The 21,402-nt window shown below is 58.0% G+C and carries 18 protein-coding genes; 13 read left to right on the forward strand and 5 right to left on the reverse strand.

Annotated elements, in window-relative coordinates; translation table 11 throughout:
• Window positions 1-26: 26 nt before the first annotated feature.
• Both EAO82_RS06125 and EAO82_RS20790 read right to left on the reverse strand, forming a co-directional pair.
• The gene (locus EAO82_RS06125) at window positions 27-743 is read right to left on the reverse strand and encodes a YebC/PmpR family DNA-binding transcriptional regulator (RefSeq protein ID WP_096347951.1); all 717 of its coding nucleotides are present in this window, start codon (window positions 741-743) and stop codon (window positions 27-29) included.
• Between the two features lie 179 nt (window positions 744-922).
• Window positions 923-1,066: a hypothetical protein gene (locus EAO82_RS20790; RefSeq protein WP_174958744.1), complete on the reverse strand. Its 144-nt coding sequence runs from the start codon at window positions 1,064-1,066 to the stop codon at window positions 923-925.
• Between the two features lie 228 nt (window positions 1,067-1,294).
• Between EAO82_RS20790 and EAO82_RS06130 the strand changes: the two genes are divergently transcribed.
• From EAO82_RS06130 to EAO82_RS06155, 6 genes are all read left to right on the forward strand, one after another.
• A complete protein-coding gene (locus EAO82_RS06130) occupies window positions 1,295-2,755 on the forward strand; it encodes an NAD-dependent succinate-semialdehyde dehydrogenase (protein WP_096347949.1) in 1,461 nt (486 codons plus the stop codon).
• A gap of 3 nt (window positions 2,756-2,758) precedes the next feature.
• A complete protein-coding gene (locus tag EAO82_RS06135; RefSeq protein WP_096347948.1) occupies window positions 2,759-3,898 on the forward strand; it encodes an isocitrate/isopropylmalate dehydrogenase family protein in 1,140 nt (379 codons plus the stop codon).
• A 161-nt stretch (window positions 3,899-4,059) separates the two neighbouring features.
• Window positions 4,060-5,316: an aspartate aminotransferase family protein gene (locus EAO82_RS06140; RefSeq protein WP_096347947.1), complete on the forward strand. Its 1,257-nt coding sequence runs from the start codon at window positions 4,060-4,062 to the stop codon at window positions 5,314-5,316.
• On the forward strand, window positions 5,313-6,254 hold the full coding sequence (locus tag EAO82_RS06145; RefSeq protein ID WP_096347946.1) for a D-2-hydroxyacid dehydrogenase: 942 nt from the start codon (window positions 5,313-5,315) through the stop codon (window positions 6,252-6,254). Before EAO82_RS06140 ends, EAO82_RS06145 begins: the two co-directional genes overlap by 4 nt.
• 93 nt (window positions 6,255-6,347) lie before the next feature.
• Window positions 6,348-7,757 (forward strand): amidase, encoded by a 1,410-nt coding sequence (locus EAO82_RS06150; protein WP_096347945.1) that lies wholly within the window; start codon window positions 6,348-6,350, stop codon window positions 7,755-7,757.
• Between the two features lie 12 nt (window positions 7,758-7,769).
• Window positions 7,770-8,975: a pyridoxal phosphate-dependent aminotransferase gene (locus EAO82_RS06155; protein ID WP_096347944.1), complete on the forward strand. Its 1,206-nt coding sequence runs from the start codon at window positions 7,770-7,772 to the stop codon at window positions 8,973-8,975.
• Between the two features lie 393 nt (window positions 8,976-9,368).
• Here the strand turns inward: EAO82_RS06155 and EAO82_RS06160 are convergent, their stop codons facing one another.
• From EAO82_RS06160 to EAO82_RS06170, 3 genes are all read right to left on the reverse strand, one after another.
• Window positions 9,369-10,562 carry a CaiB/BaiF CoA transferase family protein gene (locus EAO82_RS06160; protein ID WP_096347943.1) on the reverse strand — a complete coding sequence of 398 codons (1,194 nt, stop codon included), beginning with the start codon at window positions 10,560-10,562 and terminating at the stop codon, window positions 9,369-9,371.
• A gap of 111 nt (window positions 10,563-10,673) precedes the next feature.
• The gene (locus EAO82_RS06165) at window positions 10,674-10,991 is read right to left on the reverse strand and encodes a hypothetical protein (RefSeq protein ID WP_143520378.1); all 318 of its coding nucleotides are present in this window, start codon (window positions 10,989-10,991) and stop codon (window positions 10,674-10,676) included.
• A 26-nt stretch (window positions 10,992-11,017) separates the two neighbouring features.
• Window positions 11,018-11,392: a Rho termination factor N-terminal domain-containing protein gene (locus EAO82_RS06170; protein WP_096347941.1), complete on the reverse strand. Its 375-nt coding sequence runs from the start codon at window positions 11,390-11,392 to the stop codon at window positions 11,018-11,020.
• Window positions 11,393-11,587: 195 nt separating this feature from the next.
• On the opposite strand from EAO82_RS06170, the gene katE reads away from it, so the two are divergent.
• The 7 genes from katE to EAO82_RS06205 all read left to right on the forward strand — a co-directional run bounded on the left by katE (window position 11,588) and on the right by EAO82_RS06205 (window position 21,398).
• Window positions 11,588-13,750 (forward strand): catalase HPII, encoded by a 2,163-nt coding sequence (katE, locus tag EAO82_RS06175; protein WP_096347940.1) that lies wholly within the window; start codon window positions 11,588-11,590, stop codon window positions 13,748-13,750.
• 145 nt (window positions 13,751-13,895) lie between these two features.
• Window positions 13,896-14,387, forward strand: a complete 492-nt coding sequence (locus EAO82_RS06180; protein ID WP_096348055.1) for an MgtC/SapB family protein — start codon at window positions 13,896-13,898, stop codon at window positions 14,385-14,387.
• A gap of 60 nt (window positions 14,388-14,447) precedes the next feature.
• Entirely contained in the window at window positions 14,448-14,987 is a 540-nt protein-coding gene (locus tag EAO82_RS06185; RefSeq protein ID WP_096348056.1) for a YaeQ family protein, read from the forward strand.
• A 7-nt stretch (window positions 14,988-14,994) separates the two neighbouring features.
• On the forward strand, window positions 14,995-16,713 hold the full coding sequence (gene recJ / locus EAO82_RS06190) for a single-stranded-DNA-specific exonuclease RecJ (RefSeq protein ID WP_096348057.1): 1,719 nt from the start codon (window positions 14,995-14,997) through the stop codon (window positions 16,711-16,713).
• A gap of 90 nt (window positions 16,714-16,803) precedes the next feature.
• A complete protein-coding gene (locus tag EAO82_RS06195; RefSeq protein WP_096348058.1) occupies window positions 16,804-18,402 on the forward strand; it encodes a GMC family oxidoreductase in 1,599 nt (532 codons plus the stop codon).
• 284 nt (window positions 18,403-18,686) lie between these two features.
• Window positions 18,687-20,135, forward strand: coding sequence for a YfcC family protein (locus EAO82_RS06200; RefSeq protein ID WP_096348059.1), 1,449 nt, complete (start codon window positions 18,687-18,689; stop codon window positions 20,133-20,135).
• Between the two features lie 33 nt (window positions 20,136-20,168).
• Window positions 20,169-21,398 carry an arginine deiminase gene (locus tag EAO82_RS06205; RefSeq protein WP_096348060.1) on the forward strand — a complete coding sequence of 410 codons (1,230 nt, stop codon included), beginning with the start codon at window positions 20,169-20,171 and terminating at the stop codon, window positions 21,396-21,398.
• Window positions 21,399-21,402: the final 4 nt, after the last annotated feature.

A 21,402-nucleotide genomic window follows, 5' to 3' on the forward strand; every position in this document is an offset into this window, starting at 1 on the left:
CCTTCTGAAACCCGGTTCGCGTCTGCTCAAAGCTCGGCGTTGTGATAAATATTCTGCACGTCATCCAGCTCGTTAAGCATGTCGATAAACTTGTCGAACAGGGCTACATCGTCACCTTCGATGGGTGTGCTGGTTTGCGGCAGGAACTGGATCTCGTCAACAATAAAATCGATCTCGCCAAAACTGTCAGTCAGCGCTTGCTTGGCCTTGGAGTATTCATTGTTGGGGGTAAACACAGTGATCTGGCCGTCTTCGTTTTCGATGTCGGTAACATCGACATCGGCCATCATCAAGGCTTCCAGAACAGCCTCTTCGTCGTCAGCCTTGAACGCCAAAATCGCACAATGGTCGAACATGTGGCTGACACTGCCGGGCGTGCCCATCTTGCATTTGGTTTTGGTAAAACAATTGCGCACATCGGAAATGGTGCGATTCGGGTTGTCGGTCAGGCAATCGACAATAACGATGCAATTGCCAGGGCCGAAGCCTTCGTAGCGGGCAACGGAAAAATCTTCGCCGCCACCACCCTTGGCTTTATCGATGGCCTTGTCGATCACATGCCCGGGAACCTGGTCCTTTTTGGCCCGTTCGATCAGGCCCCGCAGCGCCAGGTTACCAGTCGGGTCAACGCCGCCGGACTTGGCGGTAACGTATATCTCACGGGCGTACTTGCTGTACACCTTGGTTTTTGCGTCAGCCGTTTTGGCCATTGATTCTTTGCGGTTTTGATACGCGCGACCCATGTTGCCGTCCCATTAATTGTCGGAAGGTATTGTCGTAAGCCGCCGATTTTACCCACAGAAACGGGACAGAGCCACGTTCTATTTCTTCGCTTTGGCCTTCTCTGCCTTGACCGCGCGCTTTTCCAGCAGGCTGAGAGCTGGCTTTTTCTTTGCGGCTTTCTTGCTATCCATTCCCTTACTCATGACGGGGTTTCCTCATCTGTTGGTGCGCTGGGTTCGCCAGAGTCCTTGCGCGCAAGCTTTTCCTGGCGTTTTTCTTCCTGTTGCTTGCTTTTCTTCAGCTCGCGCTGACGCTTTTCGAAGGTGTAATTGGGTTTGGCCATGAAGGCTCCATTGGAAAGGGGGAGGGGTGGCCAGAGTTAACCGCCAGCCTTTCAGCAGTGTAGTGGAATTACGAACTCAGCAGTGAAAACCGGGTCAGTTTCTATGCAATGGTCGCAAGATCTCCACGACCTATCGGGCCTTGTTCAGTCTTGTTTGCATCGGACGGCAAAGGCGCCTACCTTGAAAATGACGGGAATTTCCGCTCATGCAAACGAATAGGAGGACGAATGTCCCTGTCTCGATTGAAAACCCAGCGTCTGTTTCGTCAGCAATGTTATGTCAATGGCGAGTGGGTGGACGCCGACAACGGCAGTACCGTAGACGTTGATAATCCCGCGGACGGCGAGGTGTTCGGCACTGTCCCCTCGTTGAGTGAGCAGGAAATTCTTGGCGCAATAGACGCCGCGGAGCGAGGCTTTCAAGTCTGGCGCAAGAAGACGGCACAGGAACGCGCCGACCTGTTGATGCGCTGGTACGACCTGATGCTGGAACACAAGGAAGATATAGCCACGCTGATGACCCTGGAGCAGGGTAAACCGTTGGTGGAATCCCGCGGCGAGGTGGATTATGCCGCCTCCTTCATTCGCTGGTTTGCCGAAGAGGCGCGCCGGGTCTATGGCGAAACGATTCCCGGCGCCAAGCCTGGGCAGCATATCGTGGTAACCCGTCAGCCGATTGGCGTGACTGCCGCGATTACTCCCTGGAATTTCCCTGCGGCAATGATCACCCGCAAGGCTGGCGCTGCGCTGGCGGCAGGCTGCTCGATGATCGTCAAACCCGCTAACGCAACGCCTTATACGGCGCTGGCGCTGGCCGAACTGGCTGACGAGGCGGGTATTCCCGCTGGCGTATTCAATGTGGTCACCGGTAAGTCGAGCATGATCGGCGAGACGCTTACTGGCAGCGCTGTGGTGCGCAAACTGAGCTTTACTGGCTCGACCGAGGTTGGCAGCAAGCTGATGGCCCAATGCGCCCAGCACATCCAGAAGGTATCTCTGGAGTTGGGTGGCAATGCGCCCTTCATTGTATTTGACGACGCCGACGTGGAGCGTGCGGTTGAAGGTGCGATGATCTGCAAGTTTCGCAACACCGGCCAAACCTGTGTCTGCGCCAACCGGTTTCTGGTGCAGTCGGGCATTCACGACAGGTTCATTTCACGCTTGGCCGAAGCGATGGGCAAACTCAAGGTCGGCGATGGCTTTGAACAGGGCGTCACTCAATCGGCGCTGATCAATCATGCTGCGGTTGAGAAGGTCAAACGTCACTACGAGGATGCCATCGACAAGGGCGCCCGTCACGTGGCCGGCCCTGCCCCCGACGGTAAGCAGGGCAATTACGTGAACCCGGTGCTGATCACCGATGTCACCGCAGATATGGAAGTCTGTGCGGATGAAACATTCGGTCCGCTGGCTGCCGTGATCAAGTTCGATACTGAAGAACAGGCGCTGAAGATCGCCAACGACACTCCCTATGGTCTGGCTGCGTATTTTTACAGCCGCGATATCCACCGAGTATGGCGTGTGGCAGATGCGCTGGAGGCCGGCATCATCGGCGTCAACGAAGGTGCTGTCTCCAATCCCACTGCGCCCTTTGGCGGGGTGAAGGCATCAGGCCTGGGTCGGGAAGGTTCGCGCCATGGTCTGGACGAATATACCGAGCTGAAATATCTGTGCATGGGAGCTGAATAACCCATGGGTGAGCCGAACAAACAGGCGACTATTGCGCTGATGCCGGGTGATGGGATTGGCCTTGAGGTGATGGCCGAGGCAGAAAAGGTGTTGCGGTTCCTGCGCGATCAGGATGACCTGCCGCTGAGTTGGGAGGTGCTGGACTGGCCCAGCACGGCCTGGCACCAGCAGCATGGCCGGATGATGCCGGAGGATGCGATGGATCAGGTGCGCCAGTATGACGCGCTCTTGCTTGGCGCCCTGGGAGATCCCGGTCCGCTAAGTGATCCTGATCGATATTGTTTGCCCGATGGCATCTCGCTGGCGCCATTGTTGAGCTTTCGCAAGGGCTTGGATCTCTGGGCTTGCGAGCGCCCGGCGCGTTTGTTGCCAGGGGCGCCACGTTACCTGGCAGACCCGCGCGCCGCGGATATCGACATGCTGGTGATACGTGAGAACAGCGAAGGCGAGTACGTCAACCAGGGTGGCCGCCTGGGTCAGGGCACGCCCCATGAAGTGGCAACCCAACTGGAAGTCTTTACCCGGCGGGGCACCGAGCGGCTGATCCGGCATGCCTTCCGCGCAGCACGTCTGCGGCTTCGGGAGCACGGCGACGCGCGCTCGTTCTACTGCTCGGAGAAAGGTCAGGCAGCGGCGCAGGTATGCCTGATTACCAAGCGCAATGCCCAGCCGGCCTGGGGTGAACTCTACACCGAGGTATTTGCCGAGGTGGCCAGGGAGTTTCCCGAAATAGGTCTGCGCCATGAGCTGGTAGATGCCGCCTGCATGAAGTTCGTACAGTGCCCCTGGGAGTTTGATGTGGTGGTGGCGAGCAACTTGCATGGAGACATCCTGACTGATTTGGCCGCGATGCTGTCGGGCGGCCTGGGGCTGGCGCCTTCGTGCAATATCAACCCTGACAGTCGTGAGGCGCCGGCTTTGTTTGAGCCGACCCATGGCAGCGCCCCGGATATTGCCGGCCAGGGCAAGGCCAATCCGGCAGCCATGTTGTTGACCACGGCGATGATGCTGACTTACCTGGGTCATTCAGCATCGGCAGAGCGCCTCCGCGCTGCGGTCGCCGCAGACCTGGTCGCCAGTGAAGGGCAGGTGAGAACCTGCAGCGAAGTGACAGCGGGAATAGTTGAGCACTTGCGGGCCTAGCCCGACGAAAGGGTCCTTGTGGACTAACGTTGTATGTTCCGCGGCGCCGGCCGGTTGTTAGTCTGGCGAAGCTGGAATATCCCTTAAGCGCGCTGGAGCTTGCCTCCAGCCGAGTCACCTGCGGGACGCAGAGCCCGCCCAACAGTATGGGAGTTGCTTGTATGAGCCACCATCTATCTCCGCTTTTGAAGCAAGCCAGCCGTGTCTGTGTGGATCATGGCAAAGGCAGTTGGCTGTTTGATGTCGAGGGCAAGGCCTATCTGGATTTTACCTCTGGCATCGGCGTCACCAGCACGGGCCACTGCCATCCGCGTGTGGTTGCGGCAGCGCAGGAGCAAGCGGGCAAGGTGATACACGCCCAGTACACCACCGTCAGCCACGAACCTATGTTGCAACTGAGTGATCGATTGGCCGGGCGGATGCCCGAAGGCATCGACTCGGTGGCATTCAGCAACTCCGGCTCCGAAGCAGTCGAGACCGCCATGCGTCTGGCTCGGCACGCGACCGGTCGTGCCAATATTGTCGTCTTCAACGGAGGCTTTCATGGTCGCACCCTGGGTGCAGCGTCACTGACGACCTCGGGCACCAAAGTACGCACCGGCTTTCACCCATTGATGGCTGGCGTCGTGGTGGCGCCTTTCCCCCATGCCTGGCGTTACGGTTGGAGCGAAGAGCAGACCACCGAATTCTGTCTTAACGAACTCGATCATATTCTCAAGACCCAATCCGCACCCAGCGATACCGCTGCGCTGCTGATTGAGCCGGTGCAGGGTGAGTATGGCTACTATCCGGCCAATGCATCCTTCATGCGCGGGCTAGCCGAGCGTTGCCAGAAGCATGGCATCCTGCTGATCGCCGATGAAGTGCAGGCCGGCTACGGTCGTAGCGGTAAATTCTGGAGCCTGGAGCATTTTGGCGTGCAACCCGATGTGGTGGTCACCGCCAAGGGCCTGGCCAGCGGCTTTCCGCTGTCGGCCATAGGCGCTTCGGCTGAGCTGATGGCCAAGGGTATGCCGGGTTCCCAGGGCGGCACTTACGGCGCCAATGCTGTGGCCTGTGCAGCGGCACTGGCAACCCTGGATGTAATCGAGCAGGAGCAACTGGTTGAGAACGCCGCTGTCCGCGGTCAGCAGATGCTAGGTCAACTGCTATCCCTGCAACGCGATTACCCGTGGATTGCCGATATCCGTGGGAAAGGTTTGATGCTGGGCATGGAGATAGCCGAGTCGCCTACCCGGCCGCTGCCGGACATGGCGGCGAAGATCACTGCGGCCTGTGAAGCCGAAGGCCTGTTGCTGCTGCGGTGCGGTATCGATGGGCAGACAGTGCGCTTTCTCCCTCCGCTGGTGGTCAATGAAGCGGAGATCAACGATGCCATGTCCCGCTTGAGTCGGGCGTTGCAGAAGGTGGCAGCATGACACGAGTCTTGGTGCTGGTAGCGCCCGGCGAAAGCGAACTCGCAGGGCTGGGCGGCCTGCCGGGCGAGGTCGAAGTGCAGACCGTCAGTGCCGAGGCCGATCTGCGCGAAGCGCTGCCGCACGCCGATGTGCTGGTGGTAACCGATTTTCGCACCGGCCTGCTCGAACGCTGCTGGCCAGCCGAGCCGAAAGTTAAATGGGTCCACGCTACCAGCGCTGGCGTGGATGCACTGCTGTTTCCGGCGTTGGCCGAAAGCGATATTCCGATCACCAATGCCAAAGGCATCTTCGATCGAGGTATTGCTGAGTATGTGCTCGGCGCAGTCTTGCTGTTTGCCAAGGACACCATGGGTAATCTGGCGCTGCAGCGCGAGCATCGCTGGCAGCATCGTGACACCGAAATGATCGACCAGCGCCGTGCACTGATTGTCGGCGCTGGATCGATTGGCGGTGAGGTGGCGCGTTTGCTCAAGGCGGTGGGCATGCAAGTGACCGGTATTGCCCGGCGCGCCCGCGAAGACGTCAATTTTGATGTGGTGTTGGGCAATGATTGCCTGTTCGACTGCCTCAGCGTGGCTGACTATGTGGTGATCACCGCGCCGCTGACCGAGGACACCCAGGGTCTGTTCGATGATCGCGCCTTTGCCGCGATGAAGTCAGGTGCACGTTTGATCAATGTCGGCCGCGGCCCCATCGTACAGACCGAGGCCTTGCTGGCGTCGTTGCAGAGTGGACACCTGGCAGGCGCAGCATTGGATGTATTTGAGCAGGAGCCTGTGCCTGAAGATCATCCGTTGTGGGAGCAACCCAACGTGATGATGTCCGCGCATATGGCGGGTGACTTTATCGGCTGGCAAACCGCGCTCGGCGAGCAGTTCGTCGCTAACTTCAGGGGCTGGCAACAAGGCCAGGCCCTATTCAATCAGGTGAAGAAATAATTTTTCATCACCTTGTCGCTGGCCGGTCGTGTTCGACGACCGTCGGGATTGTCGAGCTTGTGCTCGGCATCAATAGCAAGACAGGAGAAAGCCATGTCCCAAGACATCCTCAAGATGACCGCTGTTGAACTGCTCGAGCATTATCGTGACAAGGACCTGTCGCCAGTCGAGGTGGCCAGCGCCATGCTCGATCAGATTGAGCGGGTGGATAGCCACACTAACGGGTTCTGCCTGGTTGATCGTGATACCACGCTGAGTCTCGCAGCGGAGTCCGAGCAACGCTATCAGCGCGGCGAAGCCCACGGGCTGGTCGACGGCGTGCCGGTGGCGGTCAAGGATGTTTTTCTCACGCCCATGTGGCCAACGCTGCGCGGCTCGCACACGGTGGATCCAGCCACTACGCTGAACAAATCGGCGCCGGCTACCGCTGCCCTGGCCCGCCACGGGTATGTGCCCATCGGCAAGACCACCACCCCGGAGCTGGGCTGGAAGGGTGTTACCGACAATCCGGTGGATGGCGTCACCAACAACCCCTGGAATCCGGACAAGACCGCCGGTGGTTCCAGCGGTGGGAGCGGGGTGGCCGTCGCATTGGGCATGGCGCCGCTGGCGCTAGGCACCGATGCGGGTGGTTCGATCCGCATTCCGGCTGCATTCTGTGGCATCGTCGGCCTCAAGCCGTCCTTTGGTGAAATTCCCCATTGGCCCGCCAGCCCCTTCGGCACGCTGGCCCACGCAGGTCCCATGACCTGGACGGTGGAAGATGCAGCGCTGATGATGAATGTGCTGACCGAAGCTGATCATCGCGACACCAACGCCGTACCCCGGCGCGGCATTGATTATCTCGCCAATCTGAAGAAGGGCGTTAAGGGCTTGAAGATCGCCTATAGCCCGAATCTGGGTTACGTCGACGTCAATCCTGAAGTGGACGCGGCGGTCGCCGAGGCGGCCAGAGTGTTCGAAAGTCTGGGCGCTGAAGTGGTGCGCGTAGACCCAGGCTTTAGTGATCCGCTGGCGGCGTTTGGTCATCTGTTTTACGGCGGCGCTGCGAATGCCATGCGCGATCTGGGTCCGAAGAAGCGTGCGTTGATGGATCCCGAACTGGTCAAGGTCTCGGAGAAAGCCGCACGGCTGAGCATGCTTGAATATATGGGGGCAGTGAATGAGTCCATGGCTTTGCGCGAGCGCATGGCCAACTTCCATCAGAAATACGATCTGCTCCTGACGCCGAGCATTCCGATTACCGCATTCAAAACCGGACGTGAGGTCCCCGAGGATTGGCCCAGCACGCGCTGGCCAACCTGGACGCCCTTTACCTACCCTTTCAACATGACCGGTCAGCCAGGGCTATCGGTTCCCTGCGGCTTTGATCAGGCCGGATTGCCCATCAGCCTGCAACTGGTTGGTGCGCGTTTCAACGACGCCCTGGTTCTCCAGGCCGGCTACGCCTACCAGCAGGCCGCCCCGCTCACAGACCGCCGCCCACCGCTGTTCACATCCTGAGGAAGGTAACTTATGTCATTGAGCACGTTGGATATCGATCTGTACGAATCGGAAGATCCGATCTGGAACCCGGCGATGATGGCCATACCGGTGCCGGGCATCCGCAAGATGGTCAACATGGCGGCGAGCATGCAGGATGTGATTCACCTGTCCATCGGCCAGCCGGATCTGCCCGCCCCGGACAATGTGGTCAACGCCACTATCGAAGCGTTGCGCGCTGGCCAGACCGGCTACACCATGGATGCCGGTTTGCCTGAGCTGCTGGAATCGCTGGCGGTGTATTACAGCGGTCGCTCCCAGCGCAAACTGACCGCAGACAACATCATGATTACCACCGGAGCCACCGAGGCGATCTACCTGGCATTGACTGCAGTATCCGCGCCCGGGCGGCATTTTATTGTGCCGGATCCGGCGTTCATGCTGTATGCGCCGATGATCCGCATGAACGGCGGCGAGATCACCGAGATCACTACCCGCGCGGAGAAAAATCACCAGCTTGATCCGCAGGAAGTGATCGACGCCATCCAGCCCAATACCCATGCCATTGTGCTCAACTCGCCAAGTAATCCGACGGGCACGGTGTACCCTCGGGAAACCATCGAGGCGATACTCCAGGAAGCTGCCTATCGCGGTATTCAGGTGATCAGCGATGAGGTTTATGACCACCTCATTTATGACGGTAAGGAATATCCTTCTGCATTATCCTGCGGCACGGATATGGATAACCTGATGGTCGTCAGCAGCTTTTCCAAAACCTACAGTATGGCCGGCATGCGTATTGGCTGGATCATCGCCAGTCAGGCGGCGATCAAGCGGTTGCGGCGTTACCACATGTTCACTACTACCGTGGCCAATACACCTTGCCAGTGGGCCGGGGTGGCCGCGCTGCATGGCAGCAACGATTTTATTCAGAACATGTTGGTGGAATACACCAAGCGACGCGACCGGCTGGTCGAGTTGGTCGAGCAGACACCGCATTTGACCGGTTATAAACCGGAGGGGGCCTTCTATCTGTTTCCCGCTCTGCCGGAAGGTGTGAATGGGACTAACGTGGCGCTGCGCCTGCTCAAGGAAACTGGCGTGTGTACCATTCCGGGGGAGACCTTCGGCAACAGTTGTAGCAATGCCATTCGCCTCAGCTACTCCACTTCGCTGGGGAATATCGAGAGGGCGTTTGAGCGAATTATTCCGTGGATGGAAAAGCAGGATTTTGGCTAATAGCGCGATCTATATACTTTTTTGTGCGGATTATTTTAATAAATTCACACATAAAATCTAATCTTTTGCAGATTAGGCTGTCTTACGACTGAGGCCGCAATTTGTAACAGGAATGCGGTGATTTCATCCACAGGAGGAAACCTGATGAACAATATCGTTTATATAGTTGGTGCCGTTGTTATCGTTCTAGCCATTCTTTCGTTTCTCGGCTTCCGGTAAGCTATTGTCTCGGCGGGCATTGCCCGCCCGGCGACATATGAGACGGGCGGTACGTCGTGGCTTCGCGACGTTACCTGCTTAGCGTTCCAGCAACTATGCAAGCCTACCTTTGAAGTAAGCTGTGCTTCTAATTGCCCCTCGTACTTGTGTCAAATCAATTCTTCGGCACCCTTGTCAGATCGCGCCCTCTGCCCGCAAGCGCGTCAGCTCCTCAGTGTTATATCCCAATTGCGTCAGCAGCTCATCGGTATGCTCTCCCAACGCAGGCCCCGTCCATTCAGTTGATCCGGGTGAGGCAGACAGTTTGGGCACGATGCCAGGCATCTTGAATTCCTTGCCATCGGGTAATTGCCCGGTGATAAACATATCCCTTGCGAGAAACTGCGGATCAGTAAACATGTCGGCGACCGAATAAATTCGGCTCGCAGGTACATCTGCCTGGCTGAGCGCGGCGAGCACCTGCTCCTGAGTTATTGTTCCCGTCCAGGCATCAATCAGTGCATAAATTTCATCACGCCGGGCATCACGGCCCGCGTTGTCAGCCAGTTCGGGGTCTTCGGCCAGCTCTGCATGCCCCATGGTGCGCATCAGCCGTTGAAAGATGGCGTCGCCATTGGCGCCAATCTGCACAGCCTTGCCGTCCGCGCAGGTATGGATGGAGGAGGGCGTAATCCCCGGCATGATATTGCCACTACGTTCACGTACGAAGCCCATCACGTCGAACTCCGGCACCATGCTTTCCATCATTGCGAAGACGGCCTCATATAGCGCTACGTCGACTACCTGGCCTGGGCCATTCCCCACTTCACGGTGCCGCAACGCCATCAGGGCGCCAATCACGCCCCATAGCGCGGCGATCGAATCACCGATGGAGATACCGGTGCGCACCGGCGGGCGGTCCTCGAAGCCGGTGATATAACGCAAGCCGCCGACAGACTCACCGACTGCGCCAAACCCTGGCTGATTCTTCAGCGGGCCGGTTTGACCAAAACCGGACAAGCGCACCATGATCAGTTTCGGATTGAGTTCATGCAGAACGTCCCAGCCCAGCCCGAGTTTTTCCAGGGTCCCGGGGCGAAAGTTCTCGATCAGGATGTCAGCGTCTGCGAGCAGTTCCTTGAGAATTCTCAGGCCATCCGTGTGCTTGAGGTTGAGCGTCAGGGAGCGCTTGTTGCGCGCTTGAACAAACCACCACAGAGAGGTGCCTTCATACAATTTGCGCCATTTGCGCAGCGGGTCGCCGCCGTCGGGAGACTCGATCTTGATCACCTCTGCGCCGAATTCGGCGCAGATTCGCGCAGCGAACGGGCCGGCGATCAGCGTGCCGAGTTCGATGACTTTAAGGCCAGAGAGGGGTTTGTTGCTCATGAGCACTCCATCAAAAAATGGTGCGCTCAGTCTATTCTATTGGGCTCTCCGCCCGGTAGCGCTGTGGGCGCTACGGGCGTACAAGAAGCCTGAGAAACTGGCTTGTAAGCGTTATTCGACGTAGTCCTTGGCTGGACGCGGCTCGCTCAAAATTGCCGAACTTTCGGTTGGTTTGCCAGCTGTTGCCGATGGCGCAGCGCGAGTAGTCAGCATCGGTGGTTCGTTGAAACGCTGCGCATTCTTGTGAGCACGGTAAGCTTTCGCGCCTCGATAAATGGCGGCCGCGCCCAGCACGAGGCTAATTGCACCGATGACACCCGGTCGGCTGATGCCTTTGCGTAATAACATCAGCCCGCCACCAAATGACATTAGCTGGTCACGGGTAGTTAAATTATGGTTCTTGGATACATTCATCAAATCTTTGAGCATGATAGTTTCACCTTGTTTGTGATGGGTCACGACGCCTTCTTAAGAGCCTCGATCAATTCCTGTTTGCGCATCGTCGAACGCCCGGAAATATTGCGTGAGCGGGCCTTTTTCATCAGCTCGTCCTTGGTTTCGCGCTCCAGAGAGTCTGCTCGTGGTACGCCCTTTCTACTCGCCGCTGCGCGCTTGGCCGAACTGCTGCGTGATTCCTGCTTTGCCTCGGCCGACTTTTTCTTCCCCGATCCGCCTTGACGATTACCGCCTCCGGACTGCTTGTTCACCGTAGCCCACGCACGCGCTTCAGCTTCGTTTTCCGGTACACCTTTGCGCTCATAGCTGCGCTCAATTTGCTCAGCTTTATCTTTCTGCTTCTCGGTATATTTGTCCTTGCTTCCACGTGGCATAAGTCACCTACCTGTCGTTGTCAGGATTGCCTCCTTTTTCAGACTGATCTCATCTGTGCTGGTTCATCTTTTTTATGCTCTTTTCTGCGCTTTCGCGCGTAATTCTTCGATTGAAAAATAGTTAAACAAAAAAATAGTTAGAACCATCTGCCCAGGCTATCGCTCACATAATTCAGGCCTACTGAGGAAATGAAAATGATAAGCAAGCAGAAGCAGAGCGAACTGGCGGGCATCGACGCGTCAGATCGCCAGAACAGCAGCAAGAAAATCGAGCAGCTAGAGGTTGCCCGTGAGGATGCTACCGGCGAAGCGCTGACGACCAACACCGGCACCCGGATTGCCGATAATCAAAACACCTTGAAAGCCGGCGAGCGCGGGCCGTCTTTGTTGGAAGACTTCATCATGCGCGAGAAAATCACGCATTTTGACCATGAGCGGATTCCCGAGAGGGTAGTGCACGCTCGTGGCGCCGCAGCCCATGGCTATTTCCAGGTGTATGAGCCACTCAGTGATCTGACCAAGGCTGACTTTCTGAATGATCCGGCGAAGAAAACGCCCGTATTCGTGCGCTTTTCCACCGTTCAGGGCCCCAGGGGTTCAGCAGATACCGTTCGCGATGTACGCGGGTTTGCGGTCAAGCTTTATACCGATGAAGGCAACTTCGATCTGGTAGGTAACAATATGCCGGTGTTCTTCATTCAGGACGCGATCAAGTTTCCAGACTTCGTGCATGCGGTGAAACCTGAGCCGCATAACGAAATCCCTACTGGCCAATCTGCTCACGATACCTTTTGGGACTTCGTCTCGCTGACGCCAGAGTCAGCGCACATGGTGCTATGGACCATGTCAGACCGCGCAATTCCGGTGCAATACCGGGCGATGCAAGGTTTCGGCGTACATACCTTCCGCATGATCAACGCTGAAGGGAAATCGGTGTTCGTCAAGTTCCATTGGCGCCCCGTGTCAGGTGTCTTTTCGCTGGTATGGGACGAGGCGCAAAAGCTGGCGGGTAAAGACCCGGATTTCAACCGCAGGAATCTTTGGGAAGATATCGAGAACGGCGATTATCCGGAATGGGAACTGGGCTTGCAGGTGGTACCTGAGGAAGACGAGCACAAGTTTGATTTCGATCTGCTTGATCCGACCAAGATCATTCCTGAAGAGCTGGTGCCGGTTAAGATCGTCGGCAAGATGACGCTGAACCGTAACCCGGATAACTATTTTGCCGAAACCGAGCAGGCCGCCTTTCATATTGGGCATATCGTGCCAGGCATCGATTTCAGTAATGATCCGCTGCTGCAGGGCCGCTTGTTTTCCTATACCGATACCCAGCTGTTGCGTCTGGGCGGCCCCAACTTTAACGAGTTGCCGATCAATCGGCCGGTTTGCCCGTTCCACAACAATCAGCGTGATGCGCTGCATCGTCAGACGATCAATAAGGGGCGAGCGTCCTACGAGCCCAATTCAATTGACGGCGGCTGGCCCAAGGAAACCCCTCCTGGACCCAGCGGTGGCGGTTTTGAAAGCTACCCAGAAGCGATCTCTGCGACCAAGATTCGTAAGCGTAGCGAATCCTTTGGCGATCATTTCTCCCAGGCTACCCTGTTCTGGAACAGCATGAGTGCGCCAGAGAAGGCCCATATTATCGCTGCCTACAGTTTCGAGCTGGGCAAGGTTGACCGTATGTTCATTCGCGAGCGCGAGGTCAACGAGATCCTGGCCAATATCGATATGCAACTGGCTACAGAAGTGGCGGCCAATATCGGCGTTAAACCACCTTCTGCTCCAACGATGCCGGCGGTGAAAGCCAATGACGGAAAATCCCAAAAGCCAAAAACCAACATCAAGCAGTCACCGGCGTTGAGCCAGATGAATCTGCTCGCGGGCAATATCAAGTCACGCAAGGTCGCGATTCTGATAGCGCCTGGGGTCAAAGGTGCTGATATCGATGCAATGATGGCAGCGCTCAAGAAGGAGGGTGCCATGGCGAAATTGATTGCACCTTCTGCAGCGCCAGTAAAAACCGCTGAAGGCAGTATGCTGGAGCCCGATGGGTCCATGGAAGGTTTGCCTTCGATTGCCTTCGATGCCGTTTTTGTTCCAGGCGATGAAGCTATGCTCAAGGCGTTTGAGGGTAATGGCGTAGCGCTGCATTATCTGCTCGAAGCCTATAAGCACTTGAAGGCCATCGCCCTGTGTGGCAAAGCGGCCGATCTGGCAGACAAGCTCTCGTTGCAGCCGGATGAAGGTTTGCTCAAGGGCGCAGATACTGCCGCTGTGATTGGCGACTTCTTTGCCGCTATTGCCAATCACCGCGTATGGGCTCGAGAAGAAAAGGCCAAGGCTATTCCCGCCTGATCTGGTTATTTATGCTTTGTTTCTCTCCCCTTTCACCCGTTGATCTTCGGATCAACGGGTGTTTTTTATTCGCCATTGACCTGTACGTAAAACCTTTTATGCTCCGTTGATCGAAACAGAATAATAATCGACCTGGAGCAGCGGTATGTCCACATGGGAGGTGATACTCGCAACCCTCACTAGCGAATTCTCCGATTTGTCCGATATAGAGCAAGCCACCCGCGTCACGCTTCGGCTTGTGCTCGCGGCATTTCTCGGCGGGCTTTTGGGCTATGAGCGCGAAAGCCAAGGTCATGCAGCCGGTATTCGTACCCATATGCTGGTTTCGTTGGGGGCGGCGCTTTTTGTCATGTCGCCGGATCAGGCCGGTGCCATGGACGATGCCATGAGTCGGGTGATTCAGGGCGTAGTGGCAGGCGTAGGCTTTCTCTGTGCGGGTACCATTCTCAAAAGCGACAACCTGACCGAGGTCAAGGGGCTGACGACAGCCGCTGGTATCTGGCTCACCGCGGCCATGGGCGTTTCGGTAGGATTAGGCCACGAGGCGACGGCCGTGTTGGCAACAATTCTCTCTCTGTTCATTTTACATGTGGTGCCGCTAGTGCTCGAAAGAGACAAGAAGCGCAGCAAGAGCTGACCGTTAACCAGGGCTTTTTGCGTTACACTGCGGCCACTCAGTATCAGGACGACAATACCCATGGCCCAGCAAGCAACGCCCTACAAGGTGCATCTCAATCTCACCGATACCGACCGCGGTATCTATGAGAGTCTGCGCATGACCGTCGCCCGCCATCCCTCGGAAACCGGGCAACGCATGATCAGCCGCGTGCTGGCCTACGCCCTGTGGTATCAGGAACGTCTGGCCTTTGGTCGCGGCCTGTCGGATGTAGACGAGCCTGCGCTTTGGCACAAAAGTCTGGACGACCGCATCGAGCACTGGATCGAAGTTGGCCAGCCAGATTCTGACCGGCTGATCTGGTGTTCGCGTCGCGCCGAACGCGTCTCGTTACTGGCCTACGGCAATACTCGGGTCTGGGCTAGCCGGGTGTTGCCGGCGGTCGCCGGGTTGAAGAATCTGCATATCGCGGCCCTGCCACAGGAACCCCTGGACGCGCTGGCCGAGGCATTGCCGCGCAGTATCGACTGGGGGGTGATGATTACCGATGGGGTGATCTATGTCAGCGACGCCGACGTGCAGCAAGAGTTGCCGCTGGAATGGTTAATGGGCGAGCGTTGAGCTGCTGATGCGTATTGAATCCCGCCCCGTCCCGTCCACATTACCCGCGCTGGGCGACGTGCCGCCGCTGTTGACCCGTCTGTATGCCGCGCGCGGAGTCAGCTCCGCGGCTGAGCTGGACAAGCGGCTGCAGGCGCTGCTGCCGTTTGAGCTGTTCAAGGGCATGCCCGAAGCCGTCGCCGTATTGATTGAAGCCCTGGAAAAGCGCGAATCCATTCTGGTCGTGGGTGATTTCGATTGCGATGGGGCTACCGCCAGCAGTGTTGCGGTGCTGGCGCTGCGCGCCTTGGGCGCCGCTGCCGTGGATTATCTGGTACCCAACCGATTCGAATATGGCTATGGCCTGACTCCGGAAATTGTCGAAGTGGCGCTGACACGCGCTCCCCAGGTCCTGGTCACCGTGGATAACGGTATCTCCAGCATTGAAGGCGTGGCCGCTGCCAAAGCCGCTGGCCTCAGGGTGGTGGTGACCGATCACCATCTGCCCGCCGACCAGTTGCCCGCCGCCGACGCCATCGTCAATCCCAGCCAGCCTGGCTGCCAGTTCCCGAGCAAGGCGGTCGCGGGCGTTGGGGTGATTTTTTACGTGATGTTGGCGCTGCGCGCGGCGTTACGCGAGAAAGGTTGGTTTACCACGCAGCGGCCAGAGCCCAACCTCGGCGAGTTACTGGATCTGGTCGCGCTGGGTACCGTCGCTGACGTGGTGCCGCTGGATGCCAATAATCGTATTCTTGTTCATCAGGGCCTGGCGCGCATTCGCGCGGGCCGCTGCCGCCCAGGCATTCGCGCCCTGCTGGAAGTGGCTGGTCGGCCGGCCCAGCGGCTGGTGTCGACCGACCTGGGCTTTATCGTGGGGCCGCGGTTGAATGCGGCCGGGCGCCTGGATGACATGAGTCTGGGCATCGAATGCCTGCTGACCGACAACGAAGATCTGGCGCGTGATATTGCGCGCGAGCTGGACAGCCTCAATCGCGACCGTAAATCCATCGAGCGCGACATGCAGCAGCAGGCATTAACGACCCTGGCGGCGATGGATATGCAGGAGGGCGATCTACCCTTTGGCCTGTGCCTGTTCGACGCCGAATGGCACCAGGGTGTAATCGGTATTCTTGCCTCGCGTCTCAAGGACAAATACCACCGCCCGGTGATCGCCTTTGCCGATGCCGGCAATGGTGACATCAAAGGCTCCGCGCGCTCGGTAGCGGGCCTGCATATACGCGATGCGCTGGACGCGGTGGCGGCGCGGCAGCCGGGCTTGATCAGCAAGTTCGGTGGCCATGCCATGGCTGCAGGACTGTCTTTGCCCGCTACGCATTTTGAGCCTTTCAAGGCGGCCTTCGATGCTGAAGTCCGGCGCCAGTTGAATGCTGATGATCTGACCGGGCGTTTGCTCTCGGATGGCGAGTTGGTGCAGTCCGAATTCAATCTGGAGCTGGCCGGCCAACTGCGTGAAGCCGGGCCCTGGGGCCAGCATTTTCCCGAGCCAGGATTCCATGGCGAGTTCCATCTGATCCAGCAGCGGCTGGTCGGCGAGCGGCATCTGAAAATGGTCCTGCAATTGCCCGGTAGCCCGGATGTGCTGGATGCCATTGCGTTTAATATTGATCCAAAGGTCTGGCCCAATCCGACCGTAGAGCGGGTATTGCTTGCCTATACCTTGGATATCAACGAGTTCCGCGGCCGTCAGACGCTGCAATTGATGGTCAAGCATTTGCAAGCGCAATAAGCCTTCTGTTCGCGTGCCCAGCGCGCATATCGCCTGTCGTCCTGGCAATTGATATGGCACCATCGACTCAAACAACAAGAGAAACGATGCATGCCCAAGCTGCTATCCGAATATGACTACATTATCGTCGGTGCTGGTCCGGCTGGCTGCCTGCTGGCCAATCGGTTATCGGCTGATCCAGCAGTCAGCGTGCTGCTGCTGGAAGCCGGCGGGCGCGACAATCATCTGTGGATTCATATTCCAGTTGGCTACCTGTTCTGTATTGGCAACCCGCGCACTGACTGGTGCTATAAAACCGAACCCGAACCTGGTCTCAATGGGCGCTCGCTGGGCTATCCGCGGGGCAAGGTGCTGGGCGGCAGTTCTTCGATCAACGGCATGATCTATATGCGCGGCCAGGCCAGCGATTACGATGCCTGGGCTGCAGCGGGCAACCACGGCTGGGCCTGGAAGGATGTGCTGCCGTTATTTATCAAATCGGAAAATCACCATGGTGGTGCCAGTGAGTATCACGGTCATCAGGGTGAATGGCGGGTGGAAAGCCAGCGCCTGCATTGGCCGCTGCTGGACGATTTTCGCCAGGCGGCGGCGCAGGCAGGCATCCCCACGGTCGAGGATTTCAATACCGGTGATAACGAGGGCTGCAGCTACTTTCAGGTCAATCAGAAGCGCGGTGTGCGCTGGAATGCGTCCAAAGCTTTCCTCGCACCCATTCGCAAGCGTCCCAATCTAACCGTCCTGACCGGTGCCGAGGTACTGACGTTGAATCTGCAGGAGCACAGCGTGACTGGCGTGTGTCTGCGTTACCAGGGCGAAGTAATGGATATTGCCGCGCGCCGGGAGGTGATTCTGTGCGCCGGAGCCATAGGCTCGCCAGCACTGCTGCAGCGCTCGGGCATCGGCCCGCGTGAACTGCTGGAATCCCATGGGGTGCCGGTGCGGCATGAGCTCCCGGGAGTAGGTGAGAACCTGCAGGATCATCTGCAGTTGCGCTTAATTTATCGGGTCAGCGGTGTCGAAACGCTGAACCAGATGGCCTCCACACTGATGGGCAAAGCGCGCATGGCCTGGCGTTATGCATTGGACCGTTCCGGCCCGCTGGCGATGGCACCGAGTCAACTCGGCGCGTTTGCCAAATCTGATCCTGACCAGCCCTCTGCTAACCTGGAGTACCACGTCCAGCCCCTGTCATTGGAGCGTTTCGGTGAGCCCTTGCACGCCTTTCCGGCGTTTACCGCATCGGTGTGCAACCTGCGACCCAAAAGCCGGGGCCGAGTACAGATCGCCAGCGCTGATCCCAAGCAGCCGCCATTGATCCAGCCGAACTATCTGAGTCATCCAGAGGATCTGGCCGTAGCAGCGGATGCGATCCGGCTGACCCGGCGCATAGCGGCTTCGCCGGCGTTGGCGCAATACCAGCCCGAGGAGTATCTACCCGGCGCAACACTCACCAGCGAAGCGGATCTGGCCCAGGCTGCTGCGCAGATCGGCACTACCATCTTTCATCCGGTCGGTACCTGCGCTATGGGGCAGGGACCGGACGCGGTGGTGGATGAGCAGCTGCGGGTGCACGGTCTGAGCGGTATTCGCGTGGCGGATGCGTCGATCATGCCGAGCATTACCTCGGGCAATACCTGCTCGCCTACGCTGATGATTGCCGAAAAGCTCGCCAGTTTGCTGATACCCTAGCGATTAACTCGGCGCGGCTTTTATTCCCAGAGCCGGGGCAGTCGCTCCCGCGCTGCCTGGCAATCTGGTCTTGCTCACCGCGGCTCAGCCCTGACCCTTGTCTGCACCTGATTACCTGACCCGCGACTTGCCTCTCCAGCTATCAAACCCCTCCCAACTGAACAAACTTTGATCTATGTCATCTGCTTCCCGCTCCACATAGCGCAGGCTGCTGGCTGAGACTGGGCTTAGATCGCTTATTGCCGCAGTCAACGCCTACCTGCGACAACAATGAGAAGCGCAAAATGAATGCACCGGAAAAGTCTCTGAAGAATCAGCACAAGGATCTGGCTAGCCGCTTTCCTACGGCGTACACCATTTTGTTTTTGCTGATCATCTTCGTCGCTGCGCTGACCTGGGTTATTCCTGCGGGCAAGTACGAGCGGGTGATGAACGACAGCGTCGGCCGCGAAGTGGCGGTGCCTGGCACCTATCAGCAAGTGGAAGCCAACCCGCAGGGGTTTGTTGATGTCATGTTGGCGCCCACTGCGGGCTTTTACGATCCCGACAGCTACGCCGCCAATGCCATTGACGTTGCCCTGTTCGTGCTGTTCCTCGGCGGTTTTCTCGGCGTTATGAATGCAACCGGGGCGATCGATACCGGCATCCGCAGCGCCATGCGTCACCTCAAGGGTCATGAAATCTGGATGATACCTATCCTGATGACACTGTTTGCGCTGGGCGGCACGACTTACGGGATGGCCGAGGAGACGCTGGCGTTTTACGCGATTCTGATTCCGGTGATGATCGCTGCCGGATATGACGCCGTCACCGGTGTGGCGATCATCCTGATTGGTGCCGGAATCGGCGTGATTGGCTCGACCATCAACCCGTTCGCTACCGTCATCGCCGCCAATGCGGCGGATATTCCTTTTACCGACGGCCTGATGCTGCGCTTGGTGATGCTGGTCGGGGGGCTGATCATCTGCGCGGCCTATGTCATGCGCTATGCCAAACGCGTACAGGCTGACCCCAGCCGTTCGGTCGTGGCCAAGCAGCGCGAAGCCCATCGGCAGGTGTTTTTGCAGGGCCATGAGGACGATTTCAAGGATACGCGCCTGACCCGCACCCAGATGCTGGCGCTGGTGATCTTTGCTCTGACTTTTATCGTGATGATCTGGGGCGTGTCTTCCCAGGGTTGGTGGATGGCCAGCATGGGAGCGCTGTTTCTTGGTTCAGCAATTGTCATCGGCATCCTCGCCAGGCTGGGTGAAAAACAGTTGACCGGCAGCTTTGTCGACGGCGCCCGCGATCTGCTCGGCGTGGCGTTGGTAGTCGGGCTGGCGCGCGGGATTGTGGTGATCATGGAGCAGGGCATGATTGCCGACACTATCTTGCACAGTGCGGAGAGTTCCCTCGGTGGCTTGCCGCAACTGGCGTTCATTCATGTGATGTTCTGGATCGAGGCGGGCATGAGTCTGTTCGTGCCATCGTCTTCAGGTCTGGCGGTGCTGTCCATGCCGATCCTTGCACCGCTGGGCGACTTTGCCAGCGTGGGACGTGATCTGGTGGTGACCGCTTACCAGGCAGCTAACGGACTCGTCAATCTGATCAACCCGACCTTCGCCGTAGTCATTGGCGGGCTGGCGATAGGTCGCGTTTCCTACGATCGCTGGCTGGTATTCATCTGGCCCTTGCTGTTGATCCTCACCCTGTTCGTTTCCCTGATTCTCAGCATTGGCGTGTTCCTTTGAAGGCGCGCACACCCAGCATAAAAGGAATCATGTATGTCTAACGCCACCTTGGGTGTTCATTCCGAAACCGGTGTTCTGCGTCAGGTCATCGTATGCCGACCGGGCCTGGCTCACCGGCGTCTGACTCCATCCAACTGCGACGCCTTGCTGTTCGACGACGTATTCTGGGTCAAGCAGGCGCAGAAGGATCATGATGTTTTTACCAGTCTGATGCGCGCTCGTGGCATAGACGTATTGGATGTCAACGATCTGCTGGCCGAGACTATGGATATTCCCGCAGCCCGAAAGTGGCTACTGGATCTGCGCATCACCCGCAACGATATCGGTCTGGGCATGCTCTCCGATCTACGTCAGTGGATGGATGAATTGCCGGGCGCGACCTTGGCGCAATATCTAATTGGCGGCCTTGAGGTGGGTGACTTGCCCTTTGACCCGGTGGGCTTGTTCGGCAGTCACCTGGGCCGTTTCGGCTTTATTCTGCCGCCTCTGCCGAACATGTTGTTTACCCGCGATAACAGTGCCTGGATCTACGGCGGGGTCACGCTGAACCCCATGTACTGGCCAGCACGGCGACCAGAAACACTGCTGATGGCGGCGGTGTATCAGTTTCATCCGGCCTTCGCTGGCAAGGTGTCGGTGCTCTGGGGAGACCCGAGCAGGGAGCACGGTCTGGCGACGCTGGAAGGCGGCGACATCATGCCGGTGGGCAACGGCACGGTGCTGGTGGGTATGGGTGAGCGCTCTTCACCCCAGGCCATCGGCCAACTGGCGGACGCGTTGTTCACGCAGGGCGTAGCGCAACGAGTAATTGCCTGCCAGCTTCCCAAGTCCCGTGCGGCGATGCACCTGGATACGGTGTTCACTTTGTGTGGCGGCAACATCGTCACCACCTTCAAGGAAGTCGCAGATGAAGTGGTCTGCTACGACTTGCGTCCAGGTCAGGGTGGCAAGCATTTGAGCTTTCATCAGGATCCACGTCCGTTGTTCGACGTGGTGGCCGAGGTGCTGGGCTATTCGTCACTGGTGTTGGTGCCGACCGGGGGCAATAACGCGGCCGAGCGTGAGCGCGAGCAGTGGAATGATGGCAATAACGTGCTGGCTTTGAGCCCGGGGGTAGTGATTGGCTATGACCGCAATGATGATACCAATGCTGCACTACAGGCGGCGGGCATCGAAGTGTTGGCAATACCCGGTGCCGAGCTGGGGCGTGGCCGCGGTGGCGGCCATTGCATGAGCTGCCCGACCATTCGCGACGCGGTTTAATCTG

It is taken from the genome of Halopseudomonas pelagia (assembly GCF_009497895.1).
Taxonomy (GTDB): Bacteria; Pseudomonadota; Gammaproteobacteria; order Pseudomonadales; family Pseudomonadaceae; genus Halopseudomonas; species Halopseudomonas pelagia_A.

Excerpts from the sequence above, each read along its gene's own strand:
- EAO82_RS06165 (WP_143520378.1), bottom strand. The coding sequence starts at position 10,991 with ATGCTCAAAGATTTGATGAATGTATCCAAGAACCATAATTTAACTACC.
- EAO82_RS06160 (WP_096347943.1), bottom strand. The coding sequence starts at position 10,562 with ATGAGCAACAAACCCCTCTCTGGCCTTAAAGTCATCGAACTCGGCACG.
- EAO82_RS06130 (WP_096347949.1), top strand. The coding sequence starts at position 1,295 with ATGTCCCTGTCTCGATTGAAAACCCAGCGTCTGTTTCGTCAGCAATGT.
- EAO82_RS20790 (WP_174958744.1), bottom strand. The coding sequence starts at position 1,066 with ATGGCCAAACCCAATTACACCTTCGAAAAGCGTCAGCGCGAGCTGAAG.
- EAO82_RS06185 (WP_096348056.1), top strand. The coding sequence starts at position 14,448 with ATGGCCCAGCAAGCAACGCCCTACAAGGTGCATCTCAATCTCACCGAT.
- EAO82_RS06155 (WP_096347944.1), top strand. The coding sequence starts at position 7,770 with ATGTCATTGAGCACGTTGGATATCGATCTGTACGAATCGGAAGATCCG.
- EAO82_RS06135 (WP_096347948.1), top strand. The coding sequence starts at position 2,759 with ATGGGTGAGCCGAACAAACAGGCGACTATTGCGCTGATGCCGGGTGAT.
- EAO82_RS06200 (WP_096348059.1), top strand. The coding sequence starts at position 18,687 with ATGAATGCACCGGAAAAGTCTCTGAAGAATCAGCACAAGGATCTGGCT.
- EAO82_RS06150 (WP_096347945.1), top strand. The coding sequence starts at position 6,348 with ATGTCCCAAGACATCCTCAAGATGACCGCTGTTGAACTGCTCGAGCAT.
- EAO82_RS06140 (WP_096347947.1), top strand. The coding sequence starts at position 4,060 with ATGAGCCACCATCTATCTCCGCTTTTGAAGCAAGCCAGCCGTGTCTGT.
- EAO82_RS06205 (WP_096348060.1), top strand. The coding sequence starts at position 20,169 with ATGTCTAACGCCACCTTGGGTGTTCATTCCGAAACCGGTGTTCTGCGT.
- EAO82_RS06125 (WP_096347951.1), bottom strand. The coding sequence starts at position 743 with ATGGGTCGCGCGTATCAAAACCGCAAAGAATCAATGGCCAAAACGGCT.
- EAO82_RS06170 (WP_096347941.1), bottom strand. The coding sequence starts at position 11,392 with ATGCCACGTGGAAGCAAGGACAAATATACCGAGAAGCAGAAAGATAAA.
- katE (WP_096347940.1), top strand. The coding sequence starts at position 11,588 with ATGATAAGCAAGCAGAAGCAGAGCGAACTGGCGGGCATCGACGCGTCA.
- EAO82_RS06195 (WP_096348058.1), top strand. The coding sequence starts at position 16,804 with ATGCCCAAGCTGCTATCCGAATATGACTACATTATCGTCGGTGCTGGT.
- EAO82_RS06145 (WP_096347946.1), top strand. The coding sequence starts at position 5,313 with ATGACACGAGTCTTGGTGCTGGTAGCGCCCGGCGAAAGCGAACTCGCA.
- EAO82_RS06180 (WP_096348055.1), top strand. The coding sequence starts at position 13,896 with ATGTCCACATGGGAGGTGATACTCGCAACCCTCACTAGCGAATTCTCC.
- recJ (WP_096348057.1), top strand. The coding sequence starts at position 14,995 with ATGCGTATTGAATCCCGCCCCGTCCCGTCCACATTACCCGCGCTGGGC.